The organism is Maricaulis sp. (genome assembly GCF_048270095.1).
Lineage (GTDB): Bacteria > Pseudomonadota > Alphaproteobacteria > Caulobacterales > Maricaulaceae > Maricaulis.
Genome location: NZ_JBLWTL010000034.1, coordinates 1 through 20,177, shown reverse-complemented (window position 1 = coordinate 20,177; position 20,177 = coordinate 1). Strand labels below are relative to the sequence as shown.

General features: G+C 62.7%; 20 protein-coding genes. 14 read left to right on the top strand and 6 right to left on the bottom strand.

Annotated elements, in window-relative coordinates; genetic code table 11:
- On the top strand, positions 1-803 hold an 803-nt coding region (locus ACN0YJ_RS13875; protein ID WP_417496551.1), incomplete at its 5' end, for an AsmA-like C-terminal region-containing protein.
- Here the strand turns inward: ACN0YJ_RS13875 and tyrS are convergent.
- On the bottom strand, positions 800-2,053 hold the full coding sequence (tyrS, locus tag ACN0YJ_RS13870) for a tyrosine--tRNA ligase (protein WP_417496550.1): 1,254 nt from the start codon (positions 2,051-2,053) through the stop codon (positions 800-802). The two genes, ACN0YJ_RS13875 and tyrS, sit on opposite strands and share 4 nt — an antisense overlap.
- Before the next feature lie 63 nt (positions 2,054-2,116).
- Here tyrS and ACN0YJ_RS13865 point away from each other — a divergent pair, with 63 nt between their 5' ends.
- On the top strand, positions 2,117-3,226 hold the full coding sequence (locus ACN0YJ_RS13865) for an anhydro-N-acetylmuramic acid kinase (RefSeq protein WP_417496549.1): 1,110 nt from the start codon (positions 2,117-2,119) through the stop codon (positions 3,224-3,226).
- Between the two features lie 75 nt (positions 3,227-3,301).
- On the opposite strand, the gene ACN0YJ_RS13860 is transcribed toward ACN0YJ_RS13865, so the two are convergent.
- On the bottom strand, positions 3,302-3,985 hold the full coding sequence (locus ACN0YJ_RS13860) for an alpha/beta hydrolase (RefSeq protein ID WP_091770868.1): 684 nt from the start codon (positions 3,983-3,985) through the stop codon (positions 3,302-3,304).
- A 209-nt stretch (positions 3,986-4,194) separates the two neighbouring features.
- On the opposite strand from ACN0YJ_RS13860, the gene ACN0YJ_RS13855 reads away from it, so the two are divergent.
- Genes ACN0YJ_RS13855 through ACN0YJ_RS13805 form a run of 11 tightly spaced genes read left to right on the top strand, consistent with a single transcriptional unit; the run spans position 4,195 to position 12,776 of the window.
- The gene (locus tag ACN0YJ_RS13855; RefSeq protein ID WP_417475880.1) at positions 4,195-4,677 is read left to right on the top strand and encodes an Rrf2 family transcriptional regulator; all 483 of its coding nucleotides are present in this window, start codon (positions 4,195-4,197) and stop codon (positions 4,675-4,677) included.
- A gap of 4 nt (positions 4,678-4,681) precedes the next feature.
- Positions 4,682-5,833 carry a cysteine desulfurase family protein gene (locus ACN0YJ_RS13850; RefSeq protein WP_417489814.1) on the top strand — a complete coding sequence of 384 codons (1,152 nt, stop codon included), beginning with the start codon at positions 4,682-4,684 and terminating at the stop codon, positions 5,831-5,833.
- 14 nt (positions 5,834-5,847) lie between these two features.
- On the top strand, positions 5,848-7,323 hold the full coding sequence (gene sufB / locus ACN0YJ_RS13845) for a Fe-S cluster assembly protein SufB (protein ID WP_417475884.1): 1,476 nt from the start codon (positions 5,848-5,850) through the stop codon (positions 7,321-7,323).
- On the top strand, positions 7,320-8,000 hold the full coding sequence (locus ACN0YJ_RS13840) for a hypothetical protein (RefSeq protein WP_417496548.1): 681 nt from the start codon (positions 7,320-7,322) through the stop codon (positions 7,998-8,000). Before sufB ends, ACN0YJ_RS13840 begins: the two co-directional genes overlap by 4 nt.
- A gap of 10 nt (positions 8,001-8,010) precedes the next feature.
- On the top strand, positions 8,011-8,325 hold the full coding sequence (locus ACN0YJ_RS13835) for a hypothetical protein (protein ID WP_417489812.1): 315 nt from the start codon (positions 8,011-8,013) through the stop codon (positions 8,323-8,325).
- A gap of 1 nt (position 8,326) precedes the next feature.
- Positions 8,327-9,091, top strand: coding sequence for a Fe-S cluster assembly ATPase SufC (sufC, locus tag ACN0YJ_RS13830; protein ID WP_417496547.1), 765 nt, complete (start codon positions 8,327-8,329; stop codon positions 9,089-9,091).
- Positions 9,092-9,093: 2 nt separating this feature from the next.
- The gene (gene sufD, locus ACN0YJ_RS13825) at positions 9,094-10,122 is read left to right on the top strand and encodes a Fe-S cluster assembly protein SufD (RefSeq protein WP_417496546.1); all 1,029 of its coding nucleotides are present in this window, start codon (positions 9,094-9,096) and stop codon (positions 10,120-10,122) included.
- On the top strand, positions 10,119-11,363 hold the full coding sequence (locus tag ACN0YJ_RS13820) for a cysteine desulfurase (protein ID WP_417496545.1): 1,245 nt from the start codon (positions 10,119-10,121) through the stop codon (positions 11,361-11,363). The genes sufD and ACN0YJ_RS13820 overlap by 4 nt, the downstream gene beginning before the upstream one ends.
- A gap of 59 nt (positions 11,364-11,422) precedes the next feature.
- Complete coding sequence (locus ACN0YJ_RS13815; protein WP_417496552.1) at positions 11,423-11,806, top strand: SUF system Fe-S cluster assembly protein; 384 nt, start codon at positions 11,423-11,425, stop codon at positions 11,804-11,806.
- A 17-nt stretch (positions 11,807-11,823) separates the two neighbouring features.
- Positions 11,824-12,183: a HesB/IscA family protein gene (locus tag ACN0YJ_RS13810; RefSeq protein WP_417496544.1), complete on the top strand. Its 360-nt coding sequence runs from the start codon at positions 11,824-11,826 to the stop codon at positions 12,181-12,183.
- A 2-nt stretch (positions 12,184-12,185) separates the two neighbouring features.
- Positions 12,186-12,776, top strand: a complete 591-nt coding sequence (locus ACN0YJ_RS13805) for a glutathione S-transferase N-terminal domain-containing protein (RefSeq protein WP_417496543.1) — start codon at positions 12,186-12,188, stop codon at positions 12,774-12,776.
- A 79-nt stretch (positions 12,777-12,855) separates the two neighbouring features.
- Here ACN0YJ_RS13805 and ACN0YJ_RS13800 read toward each other — a convergent pair whose 3' ends face one another.
- The 4 genes from ACN0YJ_RS13800 to ACN0YJ_RS13785 all read right to left on the bottom strand — a co-directional run bounded on the left by ACN0YJ_RS13800 (position 12,856) and on the right by ACN0YJ_RS13785 (position 18,462).
- Positions 12,856-13,911, bottom strand: coding sequence for a diguanylate cyclase (locus ACN0YJ_RS13800; RefSeq protein ID WP_417496542.1), 1,056 nt, complete (start codon positions 13,909-13,911; stop codon positions 12,856-12,858).
- A 157-nt stretch (positions 13,912-14,068) separates the two neighbouring features.
- The gene (locus tag ACN0YJ_RS13795; RefSeq protein ID WP_417475899.1) at positions 14,069-15,622 is read right to left on the bottom strand and encodes a DEAD/DEAH box helicase; all 1,554 of its coding nucleotides are present in this window, start codon (positions 15,620-15,622) and stop codon (positions 14,069-14,071) included.
- A 132-nt stretch (positions 15,623-15,754) separates the two neighbouring features.
- Positions 15,755-17,026: an amidohydrolase family protein gene (locus tag ACN0YJ_RS13790; RefSeq protein WP_417496541.1), complete on the bottom strand. Its 1,272-nt coding sequence runs from the start codon at positions 17,024-17,026 to the stop codon at positions 15,755-15,757.
- Complete coding sequence (locus tag ACN0YJ_RS13785; RefSeq protein ID WP_417475903.1) at positions 17,026-18,462, bottom strand: amidohydrolase; 1,437 nt, start codon at positions 18,460-18,462, stop codon at positions 17,026-17,028. The genes ACN0YJ_RS13790 and ACN0YJ_RS13785 overlap by 1 nt, the downstream gene beginning before the upstream one ends.
- A 176-nt stretch (positions 18,463-18,638) precedes the next feature.
- On the opposite strand from ACN0YJ_RS13785, the gene ACN0YJ_RS13780 reads away from it, so the two are divergent.
- Entirely contained in the window at positions 18,639-19,754 is a 1,116-nt protein-coding gene (locus tag ACN0YJ_RS13780) for a THUMP domain-containing class I SAM-dependent RNA methyltransferase (RefSeq protein ID WP_417496540.1), read from the top strand.
- Positions 19,755-20,177: the final 423 nt, after the last annotated feature.

Here is a 20,177-nt window from a genome sequence, read left to right as displayed (position 1 = left end):
TCGGTGCCGCCGAGGATGGCGGTGTGCGCGAGCTGCGCCTTGAGGCGCAATCGGTCGGGCGGATTGCCGCATTGCTGGGAGTCGAAGGCTATGCCCGCGATGGCCGGGTCTCAGTGCTCGGCGAGGCTCCCCCCCTGGGCACGGACGGCCCGCTGACGGCGCGGGTGGAAATCCGGGATTTGACTCTCGTGCAGGTGCCGATCCTGGCGCGCATCCTCGCGGCGGGCTCCTTTGAGGGCCTCTCGGCGCTGCTCAATGGCGAGGGAATTGAATTTGATGCCATCGATGCCAGCGTGATGTTCGAAGACGGCTTGTTGACGATTGGCGAGGCGCGGGCGCGGGGTAGCGCGTTGGGCGTCACCGCGAGCGGCACGGTGGATTTCGCCAATAAGAGCGCGGCGATCGACGGCAATCTCGCCCCCTCCTACGTGCTCAATTCCTTCCTGGGGGAATTGCCGCTGATCGGCGACATGCTGGTCTCGAGGCCGGGCGAGGGGATTATCGGTATTGTGTATTCCGTCGAAGGCCCGTTCGACAGCCTGACCGTGTTCGCCAATCCGCTTTCGGCCCTGGCGCCCGGATTTCTGCGGCGGATCTTCGAGGGGAGTGCCGCGGCTCGGGCGGCACGCGAACGGGAGGAGGCGCAGGGCGGGGCGCTCCCCGACATTTTGCCCGATAGCGTGTTGCGCGAATTTATACCGGCGCGGGAGGCGGCGTCAGAGCCTGAACCGGAACCTGAGGCCGGGCCAGAGACCGGGCCAGAGGCCGAAGCCGTCCCGCAGGCCGAACCGGATCCGGGCTAGCCGGGGACCGGCTTGGCGAGAGCGTGGCGCTTCTTGCCGATCGACAGCTTTATGGCCCCGTCCTGCACCATGTCAGCACGCGCCATCGCCATCGGGTCCGCAACCGTCTCGTCATTCACCTTGGCTGCGCCGGCCTTGATATGGCGGCGGACTTCGCCGTTCGAAGCGGCCAGGCCGGCCTCGACGAACAGGCTCACCAGCGAAACCTCGCCGCCCTCCAGACCCGCAAATTCAATCGTCGGCAGGCCGGCCCCGGCCCCGCCCTGGGCGAAGGTCTGTTGCGCGGTCTGCTCGGCCTCGCGGGCCGCGGCGGCACCGTGCATCAGGCTGGTCGCCTCATTGGCAAGGCGGATTTTCGCGGTATTGATGTCGGCGCCTTCGAGTGCTTCGAGCACCGCGATCTCGGCCATCGGGACATCGGTGAACAGGCGCAGGAATTTGCCGACATCGGCATCCTCGGTATTGCGCCAGAATTGCCAATACTCATAGGCACTCAGCTGATCGGCATTGAGCCAGACCGCGCCTTCGGCGGTCTTGCCCATCTTGGTGCCCGAAGATGTCGTGATGAGCTCGGTGGTGAAGCCGAACACTTCTGCCTGATCGACGCGGCGGCACAGCTCGACGCCATTGATGATATTGCCCCACTGATCGGCACCGCCCAGCTGCAGCGTGCAGCTATGGCGGCGCAGGAGTTCGAGGAAATCCACGGCCTGCAGCAGCATGTAGTTGAATTCCAGGAAGGTCAGCGGCTGTTCGCGTTCCAGTCGCAGCTTGACTGAATCAAAAGTCAGCATGCGGTTGATCGTGAAATGCGGCCCGAACAGACGCAGGAAATCGATATAGCCGTATTGCGACAGCCACTCATCATTGTCGACGACGATCGCATCGGTCGGACCATCACCGATTTTGACCAGCGCATCGAAGGCGGTCAGGATTGAGGTTTTGTTGGCTTGGATCTGCTCCTGGGTCAGCATGGAGCGCGTCTTGTCCTTGCCGGACGGGTCGCCGATCTTCGTCGTGCCGCCACCCATCAGGATAATGGGTTTATGGCCGGCCTGTTGCATACGGCGCAACATCATGATCTGCACCAGGGATCCGACATGCAGGCTCGCACCGGTCGCGTCGAAACCGATATAGCCGGTCACAATCCCCTTCATCGCGGCCTCATCAAGGCCGTCGAGATTGGTGGACTGGAAGTGGTAGCCGCGATCGACCAGCGTGTTGACCAGATCGGATTTGTATTCGCTCATGACGTCTCTCCTGCTACATGGGCTTCTAGGTCGACATTGGATGCGAGAAAAGAGGGGCCGCGCATGAAATACGTGATCGGATTGATGAGCGGCACCTCCCTGGACGGCGTTGACGCGGCCCTGATCCGGACCGATGGCGAACGGATTGCGGAATTCGGCGTCGGGGAAATGTACGCTTATACCGAGCCCGAGCGCGCGATTCTTCAGGCTGCGGTGGATGCGGCCCTGGTCTGGAATTTCGAGGGTGAGGAACCGGATTTTACCGCCGCCGAGGCCGTCCTGACCACGAGCCATGCCAAGCTGGTCGCGGCCGTGATCCGTGCGTCAGGCCTGACAGCACGCGATATTGCCCTCATCGGCTTTCATGGGCAGACCGTTCTGCACCGGGCGCCGGTGGGCCGGCGCAAGGGCAAGACCCGGCAGATCGGCAATGGCGAGGCACTGGCGGCCGAGACCGGCATTGATGTCGTTTATGATTTTCGCAGTGATGATATCGCCGGCGGGGGCCAGGGCGCGCCGCTGGCGCCGCTCTATCACGCCGCGCTGGCGGCGCAGGACCAGCTGGAATTGCCTTTGGCTGTGGTCAATCTTGGCGGTGTCGCCAATGTCACCTGGCTGGCACCGGATGCGGACCCTGTTGCCTTCGATACCGGCCCGGCCAATGGCTTGATTGATGCCTGGTGCCGGCAGCGGCTCGGGACCAGTCATGACAGCAATGGTGAATTGGCGGCCCGTGGCAAGATTGATCCGGCGGCGTTGAAGGTGTTGATGAAACACCCGTTTTTCGCCAAACCCCCACCCAAATCGCTCGACCGCTGGGACTTCTCGCTCGACCCGGTCCAGCATCTCGGTGACGCCGATGGCGCTGCGACCCTGACCGCGTTTACAGCCCGCACGGTCGCAGCGGCGATCGACCAGCTGGGCCAGCCTGGGCGGATCCTCGCGACCGGTGGCGGGCGGCATAACCCTGTGTTGATGCGGATGATGGGCGAGGCGATGGGGGTGCGTCCCGAAGCGGTTGAACGCGTCGGCTGGCGCGGCGATTTACTCGAGGCGGAGGCCTTCGCCTGGCTTGCCGCACGTGTTGCTGCTGGTCTGCCGACCAGCATCCCTTCGACTACGGGAGTGTCACGGCCCACTTGCGGTGGACTCATTGCTCATCCCCGGTTGTGAACCGGCCCATGAAAAAACCGCCGGCCCGGAGGCTGGCGGTTTCGTCAATTCTTCGATCTGTCCGAAAAACGCGCCTCAGCGCTTGCCGGTGATCTGGCGTTCGGAGCGCTCTTTCTCGACCAGCGGGATGCGCTCGTCGAGATAGGTGTTCATCCGGCGCTCAAGCTCGGGCAGGTGTTCGGTGAAGAGGTGGTTGGCGTCGGGGATGATATCGCGTTTGATCTCGATCCCTTTTTGCACGCGCACTTTCGACATCACCCGCTCGACATCATCGGCCGGCACGATCTTGTCGGCACCGCCATGGACGATGATGCCGGAAGCCGGGCAGGGCGCCAGGAAGGTGAAATCATACATATTGGTCGGTGGGGCGACGGAGACGAAGCCGGCAATTTCCGGACGCCGCATCAAAAGCTGCATGCCGACCCAGGCGCCGAAGGAATGGCCCGCAACCCAGCAATAGCGCGCCGTCGCGTTATAGCCCTGCACCCAGTCGAGCACGGTGGCCGCGTCGGACAATTCGCCCAGACCCTGGTCATAGCTGCCCTGGCTGCGGCCGACGCCGCGGAAATTGAAGCGCAGGGTCGCGAAATTCCGCTTGCGGAATGAATCATACATCATCTCCACCAGCGGGTTTTCCATATGCCCGCCGCCGAGCGGATGGGCGTGGAGAATCAGCGCGACTGGCGCCGTCGGGTCTTCGCTCGGGCTGTAACGCCCTTCCAGCCGGCCGGCCGGGCCGGGAATGATTACGTCAGGCATTCAGTCTCGCCTTCCTGGGTGGTACCACTGATTTTCGCGTGACCATGCGGCAAAACGCGCCTTGTAACGGCGCGAAACCGGGGCCATATACTTGACTAACCTACTCGGATATTGGACTCGCATGCTCACCAATGAGCGCGCGTCCCTCCGAAGGGCCGGGTCTTAGCATGATCGGCGTGCGAGATGCGAGTGTTTAAGGAGGCAAACGCATGAAGCTGAGCACCAAGGGGCGTTACGCCGTCATGGCGATGGCCGACCTTGCAGCCGCGAGCGGTGGCGGTCCGGTGACCCTGGCGGAGATTGCCTCGCGCCAATCCATCTCCCTGTCCTATCTCGAACAATTGTTTGCCAAACTGCGCCGGGCCGAGGTCGTGTCCAGCGTGCGCGGGCCGGGCGGGGGGTATCGTTTGAGCCGCGAAGCCGGTGAAATCCGCATCTCTGACATCATCACAGCGGTTGATGAGCCGCTGCGCGCGACGCGCTGCTCCAATGCCAAGGGTTGTCTGGCCGATGGCCGCCGCTGCGTCACCCATGATTTGTGGGACGAGCTGGGCCGGCATATTTTCCTCTTTCTCAGTTCGGTGACGCTGGCAGACGTGACCGAGCGGCGTTTGCTCGGCTCGGCCAGCGGCGCACTCGGACGGCTCGATCGCGCGCCCGAGCTGGATCTCAGTCAAGAAGCGGCCCAATAGCATCATGCGCCTCTATCTCGATCATAATGCCAGCACGACGATCCGGCCGCAGGTGATTGCGGCGATGGCCGAAGCGATGGCGCATACGGCCAATCCGTCCTCGGTGCACCGCGATGGCCAGCAGGCCGCGCGCGCCGTTGAAGATGTGCGCCGTGTCGTTGGCCGGCTGCTTTGCGCGCGGGCCGAGGATGTGATCTTCACATCCGGCGGCACCGAGGCGACCAATCTGGCGCTGCATTCCGCCATTGATGCCGGCGGTGCCAGGCGGCTGATCGTTTCGGCGCTGGAACATGAAGCCATCGCCGCCACAGCGCGGGCCTCCTGCCTGCCAGTCGAGACCTTGCCGGTGACACCGGCCGGGCTCGCGGACCTGGCCTGGCTGGAAACGCGTCTGGCAAGCTGGGACATCGAGCAGGACGGCCGTCCGGTGCTGGCCTTGATGCTGGCCAATAACGAGATCGGCACCATCCAGCCGGTCGCGGCGGCTGCGGCCATGATCCACGAGCATGGCGGTCTGATGATTGTCGATGCGATCCAGGCTGTCGGCAAGATTGCTGTCGATTTCGCGGCGCTCGGTGCCGATTACATGGCGATCTCGGCGCATAAATTTGGCGGGCCGCAAGGCATCGGCGCGCTGGTCGCGTCCTGCAATGCCCCGCTGTCGCGCCATCATCATGGCGGCGGGCAGGAGAAGGGCCGCCGTGGCGGCACGCTTAATGTCGCCGGCATTACCGGTCTGGGCCGGGCGCTGGAGCTTTCGATCGCCGATCTGGATCAATTCGCATCCCTGGCCGATTGGCGCGACACCCTGGAGGCCCGACTGAAGGCAGCCGCCCCGGAGATCAAGGTCCTCGGTGAGGGCGCGCCGCGTCTGCCCAATACCTTGTCCATTGCCCACCCGTCCTGGAAGGGCGAGACGCAAGTGATGGCGATGGACCTGGCGAATATCTCGATCAGTGCCGGTTCGGCCTGTTCGTCCGGCCGCACGCGCGGCTCCAAGTCGGGCCTGGCGCTCGGCCTGGACAGCGATGCGTCCGAAGGCCTGATCCGGATCAGCTTCGGCTGGACCTCGACTGAATCCGATATCGATGCGTTTGCGCGCGCCTGGACGGCTGCGCACACCCGTATCGCCCCGAAAACAGCAGTGAACGCCTGAAGGCGGTAGGTAAAATGGCAGCGATCAAACAAACCATCGACGATGTCCGCGAGCTGGAATCCGGCAAGTACAAGTATGGCTTCACGACCGATGTCGAACAGGACATCGCGCCGAAGGGCCTGAATACGGACATCATCCGCTATATTTCCGCCTCCAAGGACGAGCCGCAATGGATGCTCGACTGGCGTCTTGCGGCCTATGAGCGCTGGCAGGAAATGAAGAATCCGGAATGGGCCAATGTCCGTTTTCCGGAAATCGATTACCAGAATGTCCGCTATTATGCCGGCGCCAAGGGCGGCGTGAAATACGAGTCGATTGATGATGTGCCCGAGGAAATCCTCGCCGATTTCGCCAAGCTGGGCATTCCCCTGCGCGAGCAGGAGGTCCTGCTCGGCGTCAAGGGATCGGAAAACAAGGTCGCCGTCGATGCCGTGTTCGACAGTGTCTCCGTCGTCACCACTTTCAAGGCGGAACTGGCCAAGGCCGGCGTGATCTTCTGCCCGATCTCCGAAGCCCTGCGCGATCATCCCGAACTGGTGAAGAAATATCTCGGCACGGTGGTCCCGGCCTCCGACAATTTCTTCGCGACGCTCAATTCGGCGGTCTTCTCCGACGGAAGTTTCGTTTATGTGCCGCCGGGCGTGCGTTGCCCGATGGAGCTCTCGACCTATTTCCGCATGAATGCCGAGGGTACCGGCCAGTTCGAGCGCACTTTGATCATCGCCGACAAGGGCTCCTACGTCTCCTATCTGGAAGGCTGCACGGCGCCGATGCGCGACGAGAACCAGCTCCACGCGGCCGTGGTTGAACTGGTCGCGCTCGACGATGCCGAGATCAAGTATTCGACCGTCCAGAACTGGTGGCCCGGCGATGCTGACGGCAAGGGCGGTGTGTATAATTTCGTCACCAAGCGCGGTGATTGCCGCGGCAAGAATTCCAAGATTTCCTGGACACAGGTCGAAACCGGCTCGGCGATCACCTGGAAATACCCGTCCTGCGTCCTGCGCGGCGAAAACTCGCGCGGCGAGTTCTATTCCATCGCCGTCACCAATGGTCATCAACAGGCCGATACCGGCACCAAGATGATCCATCTCGGCAAGGGCTCGACCAGCCGCATTATTTCCAAGGGCATTTCGGCGGGCAAATCCGACCAGACCTATCGCGGCCTGGTGTCGGTGCATGCCAAGGCGGAAGGCGCGCGCAATTTCACCCAGTGTGACAGCCTGCTGATCGGCGATACCTGCGGTGCCCACACCGTGCCCTATATCGAATGCAAGACGCCGAAAGCCATTCTCGAACACGAGGCGACGACGACGCGCCTGTCGGAAGACCAGCTCTTCTACGCCCGCCAGCGCGGCCTCTCCGAGGAGCAGGCCACCGCGCTTCTGGTCAATGGTTTCGTGCGCGATGTGTTGCAGCAATTGCCGATGGAATTTGCCGTCGAGGCGCAAAAACTCCTCGCGGTCAGCCTTGAGGGGAGTGTGGGATGAGCCTGAAAAACCGCATGATGTTGGCGCTTGGCTGCTCTGTCCTGCTTGGCGGCGCGGCCTGCACCCAGGATTTCGAACAGGCCGACTTCGTCCATGATGAAGGCCAGCCCTGGTGTGACGAGCTGGAGGCGGGCAGTGGCTCTACCGATTGCGCCCTTCTGCTCGGCGAGGACCACCTCATTTTCTTCGAATACGCGCCGAGCGCGCGCGGCACGCGCCTGATGGTCAAGCTCAACACGCTGGAGGGCCAGGAAGTGCAAAGCTTCGGCCCGATCGCAATTGAGGATTCTGTGGCCAGCCCGGCCTTGCGCGACATCAATAGCGATGATCGCGAAGAGCTCTTCATCCCGTTGATGACCGGCAATGTGAACACGCTCTGGTCGCTCTGGCAGCAAGATGATGAAGGCTTGTTCCATCGCGCCGGCGAGGTGTCGGGCTTCGACGTCGACGGGTTTGAGTTGCGCAATGGTCTGATGATCACCCATTCGCGCGGCGATGCGGCAACCTCCTATGAAACGGCCAGCCGTCTGACCGCCGACGGGTTGGGCACCGTCTATGAAATGCTGATCGACTATGCCGCCCGCGATTGCCGTCTGCTCGACCAGAGCGGGGTGGCCGCCATGCGCCTGAACGCAGCAGCGGTCGTCGCAGCCTGCGAAGCGCGGGATTGGGAGTAGGGGGTGTCGAATGAAGCCATGGTTTCACCGTACCGTCCGATTCAACCTGGTCGGGGTCCGCATGCCGGGATATTCCCGGCCTTCCGGCTTCGTCATCACTTTGCGGCCAGCGACCCGCGAGGGCTGGGTTCTCAGCGTGATCATGGCGGCACTGATATTGTTTTGTTTCACCGCCCTGCCAATGCTTGTTGGCGAGACCATCCAGGATGCTGGCCGGGAATGGCCAACCGGCCTGACCTTTGGTCTGGCGAGTCTTTTTATCACAATTGTGACCGCGTTCGCATTTTCGGGCCCGACGCCGAATGGGACCGATGAGGAGAATTAAAATGCTTAAAATCAACAACCTGCACTGCAAAGTTGAAGCTCAGGATGGGGCGGAGAAATTCATTCTCAACGGGATCAGCCTCGAGGTTCCCGCCGGCGAAGTGCATGCGATCATGGGGCCGAACGGTTCGGGCAAATCGACGCTCTCCTACGCCGTCACCGGCCGCGATGGCTATGAGGTCACCGAGGGCGCGATCAATTTCAATGGCGAGGAGATCGGCGAAATGGCGCCGGAGGAACGCGCCGCGCGCGGGCTCTACCTGTCCTTCCAGTATCCCGTCGAGATCCCCGGCGTGCCGACCCTGATCTTCCTGAAGGAAGCGCTCAATGCCCAGCGCGTGTCGCGCGGCGAAGCGGAAATTTCGGCGCCGGACTTCATGAAGCTGGCACGGGAGAAGGCGAAGCAGCTCTCCATCTCGATGGACATGCTTAAACGCCCGGTCAATGTCGGCTTTTCCGGCGGTGAGAAGAAGCGTCTGGAAATCCTGCAGGCCCTGATCCTGGAGCCCAAATTCCTCATTCTCGACGAGACCGATAGCGGGCTCGACATCGATGCGCTCAAAGTCGTCGCCGACGGGGTGAATACGCTGCGTGCGCCGGACCGGGGCATGCTGGTCATCACCCATTACCAGCGCCTGCTGGACTACATCAAACCCGATGTCGTCCACATCCTGGCCGCGGGCCGTATCGTCAAATCCGGTGGTCCCGAGCTCGCCCACGAGCTGGAAGCCGAAGGGTATGACAAATATATCGGCGAGGCGGCCTGACCATGGGCGTGATCAAACCTGTTGCGGCTGAAACCGCCCTGATCGACGCCCTCGACGGTGCGACCGGCTGGCTGGCGCAATTGCGCGAGGCGACCCGCACGCAGGGCCTGCCGACGCGTCGCCACGAGATGTGGAAATGGTCGGATTTGCGCCGCGCCGCCGCCGAGATCACAGCGGCCGGCACCATCACCGTGACCGGCGCCGCAAGCGGCGTGCTGGAGCCCGCTGATGGCGAAACCGTCGAGCTGGGCGTGTCGGCCAGCGCTGGCGTCAGTGCGGCCGCGATTGGCATCGTCGTGAAGTCTGGCCGCTCCGTGACCCTGGTCGAACGCTATAGCGCCGAGGCTGGCTCTCTGGGCCATATCCATCTCGACATCCGGATCGAGGATGGCGCACGGCTTGAGCGCATCTGCATCCAGGACGAGGCGGAGGCGGGCGTATTGGTCGCGTCCTCGAGCATTGATCTGGCGGTGAATGCGCATCTCACCCAGATTGCCTTTTCCTTTGGCGGCAAGCTGGTGCGCAATGAGACGCATGTCCGTCACGCCGGCGAGCATAGCGAGGCGCATCTGCACGGCGTCTACCTGCTCGATGAGGGCCGCCATAATGATTATACGAGCTCGGTCCACCATACCGGCCCGGGCGGTATTACCCACCAGCTGGTGAAGGGCGCCGTCACAGCGCATGCGCGCGGTGTCTTCCAGGGCAAGTTCAAGGTCGATCGTGCCGCCCAGCTCACCGATGCGAAAATGACCCATCGCGCTCTGATGCTCGATGACCGCGCCGAGATCGATGCCAAGCCCGAGCTGGAAATCTATGCCGATAATGTCCAGTGCGCCCACGGCAATGCGATTGGCGCCCTCGACGAGACGGCGCTCTTCTACATGCGCCAGCGCGGCATACCGCTGGTTCAGGCGCGGGCCCTGTTGATTGAGAGCTATCTCGCCGAACCGCTGGATTTCATCAGCGATGAAGCGCTGCGCGAGCAATTGCGGGCACGGCTGCGCGACCGGTTGAGGGCGATCTCATGACCGCTCAGCCGAAAACCTTGACAGCGCCGCTCAACATCCCGGCGATCCGTAATGAATTCCCGATCCTGCAGCGCGAGATCAATGGCAAGCCGCTGGTCTATCTCGATAATGCGGCCTCGGCCCAGAAACCGGAATTCGTCATTGAAAGCGTCGCCGGTGTGTATCGGGCCTATTACGCCAATGTGCATCGCGGCCTGCACACACTCGCCAATGAATCGACCGAGGCGTTTGAACTGGCGCGCGATGATGTGCGCCGCTTCATCAATGCCGCCCGCAGCGAAGAGATCGTGTTTACCCGCGGGTCGACCGAGGCGATCAATCTGGTCGCCCACTCTTTCGGCCAGGGCCTGGTCGCCGGCGATGAGATCATCATCAGCCGGATGGAGCATCACTCCAATATCGTTCCGTGGAGAATGTTGTCTGATGCCAAAGGCTTGACCCTGAAATGGGCCGATGTGAATGCGGCCGGCGAGCTCGATTATCCACAGCTGGCAGACATGGTTAATGGCCGCACGAAACTGATCGCCATCAGCCATATGTCCAATGTCCTCGGCACCATCAACAACGCCGAGCGCATCATGGAAATCGCCCGCTCTGCCGGCGTGCCCGTCCTGTTCGATGGCTCGCAATCGGCGGTCCATATCCCGGTCGACATGCAGGCGCTGGGCTGCGATTTCTTCGTCTTCACCGGCCACAAGCTCTACGGGCCATCCGGCATTGGTGTGCTCTACGCGAAGGGCGACTGGCTCGATCGCCTGCCGCCTTTCATGGGCGGCGGCGAGATGATTGCCGATGTCTATGAGGACCGGCTGACCTTCGCCGACCCGCCGCACAAATTCGAAGCCGGCACGCCGCCCATCGCCGATGCGATCGGGCTGGGCGCCGCGATCCGCTGGCTCGAACGCCATGACCGCACAGCGATCATGGAGCATGAACGCGCCCTGATGGACCGCGCTGTCACAGGTATGGCCGCCATCGAAGGTGTGCGCATGATCGGCACGGCCCAGGACAAGGGCGCCATCATCAGCTTTGCGATGGAGGGGGCCCACCCCCATGATATCGCCCAGATCCTCGACAAGTATGGCATCGCCGTGCGTGCCGGGCATCATTGCGCCCAGCCGCTGATGCGCCATATGGGTGTCAGCGCCACGGCGCGCGCCAGTTTCGCCATCTATAATACAATTGAAGAGGCCGATGCGTTCGTCGACGCATTGAAAAAGGCCCGTGACTTTCTCATCTAGGTACGACCATGACCGATAGCACAACACGAGACGTGATTGATCTTTCCGGATCGCCCGCCATGACGCAGCCCGAAGCGGTCGATGCCGCACCGGTCGATGCCGATGCGCCAAAGCCCGAGCCGATTCCGGCCGAGGAACTGGCCCGGATAACCGATGAAATCATCGTCCAGCTCAAGACCGTCTATGATCCGGAAATTCCGGTCGATATCTATGAGCTTGGCCTGATCTACAAGGTCGATCTGGAAGATGACCGCACCCTGAAAGTGGTGATGTCGCTGACCGCACCGGGCTGTCCCGTGGCCGGTGAAATGCCGGGCTGGGTGCATGATGCCGTGGCGCGTGTTGAAGGCGTCAACAAGGCCGAGGTCGAACTGACCTTCGATCCGCCCTGGACCCCGGACCGCATGTCCGATGAGGCCCGGCTTTCCCTGAACATGTTTTGACCGACGGAGCCTTCAAGATGACACGACGCGAACGCCCCAAAGCCGTCAGCCTGTCCGAGGCTGCCGCCGCCCAGGTCAAATACATCATGGCGCAGCGCGGTGCCGGTTTCTTGCGCGTTGGCGTCAAGAATGGCGGCTGTGCCGGCATGGAATATGTGATGGACTATGTCGACGAAGCCGAGCCACTCGATGAGCGTGTCGAGGACAAGGGCGTCGAAATCGTGCTCGAATCCAAGGCTTTGCTCTTTCTGCTCGGCACCGAGCTGGACTATGAGACGACGCCCCTGCACTCCAAATTCGTCTTCCGCAACCCCAATCAGACCGATGCCTGCGGCTGCGGCGAGAGCGTCACGATTGTGCCTGTGCGCGAGAACTGACCATGCTCCAGCTGATCTATTCGCCCACCTCGCCCTATGCCCGCAAATGCCGCATTCTGGTGCGCGAACTGGGTCTGGAGCCGGAGATCGGCGAGACGGCCGCCAATCCCTTCGAGGATGACGATGTCCTGCTGCGCGCCAACCCGCTCGGGCGCGTGCCCTGCCTGGTGATGGAGGATGGCCGCGCGCTGACCGAGAGCGCCCTGATCGCCGCCTGGCTCAATGCGCGGGCCGCCAATCCCTGGCTCTGCGACTGGGATGACCGCCGGCTTGAGGCCCTGGGCCATGGCCTGCTCGATCTGACCGTGGCCCGCCGGGTTGAGATGGTCCGTGAATCCGGCCTGTTCTGTGATTTCTGGATTACGCGCCGCGAGCGCGGGATTTTGCGGGCGCTCGATGAGCTTGAGACCGAGACGGGTGCGCTGCCCAGTCCGGTCAGCCTCGGTGCGCTGACGATTGCTGTGGCGCTCGATTACCTTGATTTCCGCTACCCGGAAAGCAATTGGCGCCAGCGGCATCCAGGCCTTGTGAGCCTGCACCGCGACTGGTCCGGGCGTGCGAGCTTTGTCGAAACGGCGCCGCCTGCGGATTGATGCGCACATGGCAGGCCGATACGACAACGCCGCCCGGAAGGGGGCGGCGTTGTCAGTTTAGATCTGGGTCCGTTCTGGTTCAGGCGGCGCTGCGTCCAAGCTGGTTTTCGGCGCCATCCGTGGTCGTGCGGTTGCGACCCTCGGTTTTCGAGCGATAGAGATGGGTGTCGGCGCGTTCGATCAGCGTCTCGATTGATTCGCCGGTTTCGAAACTCGCAATGCCCATCGAGATGGTGATATTGCCGAGATCCTCATTGGTCGATTTGCGCAGCAATTTCTTTGATTCGACCGTGCTGCGAATCTTTTCGGCGATCGCATAGGCTTCCTGCGGTGTCGCTCCCGGCATGACGATGCCGAATTCCTCGCCGCCATAGCGCGCGACGACATGGCTTTCCGGCGCGTGCCGGGTCAGACAGCCTGCGACGAAACGGATGATCTGGTCGCCGGTCTGATGGCCCCAGGTGTCATTGAAACGTTTGAAGAAGTCGATGTCGCAAAGGACCAGGCTCAGGGGCGTGCCCTGGGTATCCGATTCGCGTCGGGCCTTGCGCAGGCTCTCGTCAAAGCGTTTGCGATTGGCGATGCCGGTGAGGGCATCGGTCATGGCCTCTTCGCGGACGCGCTCGAGATTATCGCGCAATTTGGTGACTTCCTTGGAAGTCGCCTGCAATTTGCTTTCGAGGTCATGGCTGCGTCGCTGCATTTTCGCGGTCGCGCTGACCAGGGATTCAACGAGCTTCTTGATGCCCGGGTCTGTGGCAGCGCCGTCGAGCTGTGATGTCGCACCGGCCAGGGTTTCGCCATAGGCAAGGGTGTCGGCTTCGGCGGCGCGCAGGGTTTCGCGGACATTGCCGAGCTCTTCGCTCATGATGCCGCCGCTTTCCAGAATCGCGTTCTGGATGGCATGCCACTGGAAATACTGGTCGAACAGGTCCGAACTGACTTCAGGGGTGAAGGTGGATGTCGACTGGATGTGACTGCGAACAGATTCGCAGAGTTCGGGATTGGTGTCGCTGGCGAAACTGACCCAGACGGCGTAATTTTCAGGGGTCGGCGGAACATCAAACTGCTCCATAAGGTCCAGCGCTTTTTGCGCGAACTCCTTGCCGTCCTTACCCAATAAACGTCCGTTCACGAGAAACCCTTCCCTGCCGAGGCCCCCGATGGCGTCGGTGACCTTTCAAGCAAGCTAACCGGGAAAGGAAAAGAAGAGGTAAAAATTGCTCATATGGTATGAGTATTCTGGATCGGGTGAAGCCACAGGCATTCTCCCGATCCGCTCTCGCCTTTGGTCAGCGTCCGGTTTGCATGAATCCCGGCACGTGTTCGCCAAAGCCGAGGACATCGCGGTCCGGGCCGTCGCCCTGGCCGCGGCGAGAGCCGGATTTGCGTTCGCGTGAACGGCTATTGCGGGTCTCGTCCGGCTGGGCCGCGCGAGGTGGGGTGCGGGGTTCTGGCGTGACCGGTGCGGGTTGCGCCGCGGCGGGCGCCGGGGTCGCGGGTGCCACGGGTGCGGCCGGATTGGCTGGTGCAGCTACCGCTGCCGGTTCGGCTGCCGCAGGAGCGGCCTGCGCCTTTGGCTCGCGAGGTTTGCGCGTCGAACGGCGGCCGCGTGGCGTGCGCTGCGTGGTGGACTCTTCACTGGCTTGCGCCGGCTCGGCGGGCGCGGCGGTATCAGCGGCCGGGGCCGGTGCAGGCGTCGCGGCGGCTGACGGGGCTGCGCCTTCGAGCGGAAGGTCAGGGATATCCTGACGGATCAGCTTGAGGATGGCGTCGAGATTTTTCTCATCGCCCGGTGCCATGATGGTGATCGAGGTACCCGCCTTGCCAGCGCGTCCGGTGCGGCCGATGCGGTGGACATAATCATCGGCATTGTGCGGCATGTCATAATTGAAGACATGGCTGACATCAGGAATGTCGAGCCCGCGTGCGGCGACATCACTGGCGACGAGAAAGCGGATGCTGTCATCCTTGAATCCGGCCAGCGTTGCGGTGCGAACCGATTGATCGAGATCGCCATGGATGGGCGAGGCGGGGATTCCGAACTTGGTCAGTTCGCGCGCCACCGTATCGACATCACGCTTGCGATTGCAGAAAATAATGCCGTTCTTGACGCCGGTCCGGGTCATCGCATCGCGCAGCGCGGCCCGCTTGGTCTTGGGCTGGGCATCGCGAACGCGCACCATATATTGTTCAATATTGGCGCCGGCCGTAGCGGGACGGCCAACTTCGACACGGATCGGATCATTGAGGAAACGGTCGATCAGGCTCTTGATCTCGTTCGGCATGGTGGCCGAGAAGAACAGGGTCTGGCGGCGCGGCGGCGTCAGGGAGAAAATCTTCTCGAGATCGGGAATGAAGCCCATGTCCAGCATGCGGTCGGCTTCATCGACGACGAGGATCTGCACGCCATTGAGCAGCAGCTTGCCGCGGCCGAAATGGTCGAGCAGCCGGCCCGGGGTGGCGATCAGCACGTCGGCACCGCGATCGAGAATGGCTTGTTGGGGTCCGAAGGCGACGCCGCCGATCAGCAGGGCCATAGAGAGCCGCTGCCCCTTGGCATAGGCTTCGAAATTCTCGGCGCATTGCGCTGCAAGTTCACGGGTCGGTGCAATAATCAGCGAGCGGGGCATGCGGGCCTTGGCCCGGCCGCGCGAAAGCAGTTCGATCAGGGGCAGCACAAAGGCCGCTGTCTTGCCGGTGCCGGTCTGGGCGATGCCCAACACGTCGCGCCCGGTCAATGCTGGCTTGATGGCGCCGGCCTGGATCGGTGTGGGTTCTGTATAGCCGGCCGCGGTGATTGCGGTGAGCAGTTTCGGGCTTAACCCGAGGTCTTCGAACGTCATGGCGTCCTTTAAAATCTGAAGCAGCAATAGCTGGAAGCAAAAATGACGTGGCCGCGCCGAAAGGGCGCGGCCACGAATGCAGGGGCAAAATACGTTTCCTGTGCGTTCTGTCAACGTACAGGCGGTATTTCATCAACGACGATAGGCGAAAGGCGTCTCATCAGTGATATTGATGTAACGGTCGCGCAGCTGGGTTTCACGCGATGTCATCGCGGTGGGCTCCCCATTGATCAGAATCGCCACCGGCGCGCTCATCACTTCGAGTGGATCGCCATCCCAGACCACGACATCACCGGTATAGCCGGCCGCGAGGGCGCCGAAGCGATCCCCGACGCCATAGATTTCCGCCGGGGTCAGCGTGATCGCCCGGAAGGCCGCATCCCACGGCACGCCGTGTGCGACGGCATTGCCGGCATGCTGGGTCAGAAGGCGGGCGTTGAAATACCCGTCCGCCGATTGCGTGGTGTAGGCCACCGTGACGCCGGCCTCCTGCAGGCGCTGGGCGCCGGCCAGGGTTGATCCGAGTGCGTCGAAGGAGCTTGGCAGATTGCGGATCGGGTCGATCAGCACCGGCACGCCGGCCGCAGCCAGTTCGTCGGCCACCATCCAGGCTTCGGCGCCGCCGGCGATCACCAGCTGCATCGGCGCATGTTCGGTCCTGAAACGCAGCGCGCGGCGGATATCGGCCGCACGATCGAGTTCCATCACCAGCGGTACGCGTCCGCGCACCACCGGCACCAGGGCTGCCGCATCATAGCGATTGAGGGCATCGCCCTGATGATCACCACTGAACCGGCCGGGATAGCCCCGGGCATCGGCGAAGGCGGCGTCCAGGTAGGTCCAGGCCGCCGAGCGCGAGCCGCCCGCCGTCGAGGCGCCGGACTGGCTGAGATCGGCGACGACGAAACTCCCGGTTTCGAACAGCGAGGTATGGGATCCGCTGGTATCGATCAAACCGCCCTGGCCGGCAAAGATATTCCAGCCCGTTCCCGGATAGAGGGCCGCCCGCGTGATGCCACCGAGCCGGTTGGAATCGATATGCATCCCGGCCGGATTGAAGCTGTCGGCCACGTCGAGGGCAACCGAATAGGGCGATTCATCCGCGCTGGTATCATTGGTCGAGCCTTCCAGCGCGACCTCGATCAGGCCCAGCTGGGTGACCGGAGCGAAAATGCCCGGCGTGATCCAGCCGCCATTGGCATCGATCACCGTGGTGCCGACCGGGATGGTGACATTGCCGCCCACGGCGACGATCGAGCCGTCGCGGACAAGAACCGTTCCGTCCTCAATGATTCCGCTGTCGGTATTGGTGACGACGCGGCCATTGGTGACGGCATAGGACTGGGCGAGACCTGGCGCAGCCAGGGCCATGCTCAGTGCAATAGCAGAGATAAAGCGTTGCATTATTGATCTCCCTCACCGGGTTGGCCGAGCATGAAGTCGCGGACGGGCTGGACGTCCTCATCGCGGCGGTCATAGCTCAGGGCACCGTCGATCCAGACGCGGTCGGCGCGTGCATAGGTGCTGAACGGGTCGGCTGACCACAGCACGATGTCGGCGCGTTTGCCGACCTCAAGCGAGCCGGTTTGATCGGCAATACCCAGCGCGGTGGCCGGATTGGAGGTCAGCCAGCGCCAGGCTTCTGCGTCGGAGATATCAATTCCGGCGCGGCGGCCATCGGCCAGGGCCTTGGCGACTTCCTGGTTGAGACGCTGAATGCCCATATCACTATCGGAATGGATCATGGCGCAGGCCCCGCCTGCATGCACCATTGGGAGGTTTTCGCGGATGGAATCATAGGCTTCCATCTTGAACCCGCCCCAATCGGCCCAGACCGCGGCACAGGTGCCGTTTTCCGCCAGCAGATCGGGGATTTTATAGGCCTCCACGGCGTGGTGGAAGGTTGTGACCTGATAGTCGAACTCGTGCGACAAATCGATGATCTGCGCCATCTGGTCGGCGCGATAGCAATGCATCTGGACGAGAATCTCGCCGTCGAGCACACCCATCAGCGTGTCGAGTTCAAGATTGCGGCTCGGCGGTGAGGCGTCTTCACCGGCCTCGGCACTTTCCCAGTAATCATTCCAGCTGGTGCGGTACTCCACCGCGCTCTGCCAGGCAGCGCGATAGCCGGCCATATTGCCCATATCGGTGGCCGGTGACTGGCCGCGCCCGCCATAGACGCGCGACGGATTTTCGCCGCAGGCCATTTTCAGTGTGTAGGGCGCGTCAGGAAATTTCATGCCCTGGACGGTCCGTGACGGGACGTTACGCAGGGTGATGCCGCGTCCGCCGAACAGATTGGCCGAACCGGGCAGGATATTGAGCGTTGTCACACCGCCGGCGAGGGCGGCTTCAAAACCGACATCCTGTGGCCAGACCGAGTGCTCGGCCCAGACTTCAGCGGTCACGGGCGAGGTGGCCTCATTACCATCATTATGGGCATTGACGCCCGGCGAGGGATAATCGCCGAGATGTGAGTGAATATCGATGATGCCCGGCGTGACATAACGGCCGGCGGCATCGATCACGGTGGCGCCGTCGGGCACTTCCAGACCGGTTCCGACTGCGCTGATGCGGCCATTCTCGACCAAAACATCGCCATCCTCGATCCGGCCGCCAATCCCGTCAAACACGGTGGCGTTCTGGATCAGGGTGACGCCGCTCTCGCGGGGCACATAGGTCGAGGGATAGGGATCAAGGCTGTAGCGGACGACATCACCGCTCTCGCTGCTGGCCGATTGTGTATCGCCGCCGGAAGGTCCGGTTTCGCCGCTACACGCCGCCAGCGCAAAGACGGCGGCTAGCGCCGTTGCTGGCATCCATGCTTTCAAGGTCATTGTGATGGCTTCCCCAATAGCGCCCGCTGAATCACACGCAGGCAAAGTCGGGGGAATAGAGCCCGTTTGCGGGTCTTGCGTCAAATTAACGATTTGGTCATGTGCGGATCCGCCCCAATGGCTTGGCACAGCACAGCGCCGTCGATCCGCGATGCATTCTCGGATAAGTCTGGGCCATGACCCAGCCGACCCCCTTCGATATCTTTCTCGTCACGGCACCCGGCCTTGAAGCCATGTTGTGCGCCGAACTGGTGGAGAAGGGATTTTCTGACCCGATCGCCGAATCTGGCGGCGCCACGATCAAGGGCGGCTGGCCGGACGTCTGGCGCGCCAATCTGGAGATCCGCGGTGCCAGCCGTGTCCTCGCCCGCATCGGATCCTTCCACGCCGTGCACCTGTCCCAGCTCGACAAGCTGGCGCGCCGTTTTCCCTGGGGCGAGATCTTGCGCGCCGACGTGCCGGTGCGCGTCGATGCCAGCTCGAAGCGCTCGAAAATCTATCATGCCGGCGCCGCTGCCCAGCGCATCGAGACCGCGATCCGCGAGGAGCTCGGTGCCACGATCGCCAGCGACGCTGCCGTGCAGGTGAGGGCCCGGCTCGAGGATAATCTGTGCACGCTCAGCATCGATAGCTCCGGCGAGCTCTTGCACAAGCGCGGCTATAAACAGGCCGTCGCCAAGGCGCCGATACGCGAAACCCTCGCCGCGCTCTTCCTGCGCCAGTGCGGCTATGACGGCAGCGAGCCCGTGCTCGACCCGATGTGCGGTTCAGGTACTTTCATCATCGAAGCCGCTGAAATCGCGGCCGGCCTGGCGCCCGGCCGCGCCCGCGACTTCGCCTTCGAGCAGCTGGTCGGTTTCGACGCGAAAGCCTGGGACGCGATGCGAGCACCCCGTTCGCTGCGGACAACCGATCTGCGTTTTTACGGCTCCGACCGCGATGCTGGCGCCATCCGCGTCGCCCGCGACAATGCCGAACGCGCCGGCGTCGCGCATCTGACCCAGTTTCAGCAATGCCCCGTCTCCGAGCTCGAGGCCCCCGATTGCAAGCCCGGCCTGGTGATGATCAACCCGCCCTATGGCACCCGCATCGGTAATAAGACCGCCCTGCAAGGCCTCTATCGCGGCCTTGGCAAGACATTGATGACGCGCTTTGCCGGCTGGCGGGTCGGGCTTGTCACGACGGAGGTCTCTCTCGCCAAGGCGACGCGCCTGCCGTTTGGGCCACCGGGACCCCATGTCGATCATGGTGGGTTGAAGGTGCGGTTGTTTGTGACGGAGGCCTTGGGGTAGGGGCGTCCGCCCGGGATAATGAGGGTTCGTCTTTCAGGCGTGCACGGAGCACCGCAAACGCAATCGCGAGGCCGTCACCAGCTCCGCCCCGGACTACGTCCGGCGCACCTCTTCCATCAAGGAAGAGGAGGGTGTTTGATCTGACCGGCCTCGATTATCGCCTTCCTCTTCCTTGATGGAAGAGGTGGCCGCGAAGCGGTCGGAGCTGGTGAGGATGACGGGCGCGACGGTCAGCGATTGGTGGCTTATCCCCCACGTCTCACAACTACCTCACGTCATCCTGACGAAAGTCAGGACCTCGACGGTACAGGGTCGGAGCCCGTGATATCGAGGTCCCGGCGTACGCCCACTGCTGTCCGGGATTTATTGATTGGGGGTGATGTGCACGGCAGACCCGGCTTGCAAATCAGGCCAGAAATCAAG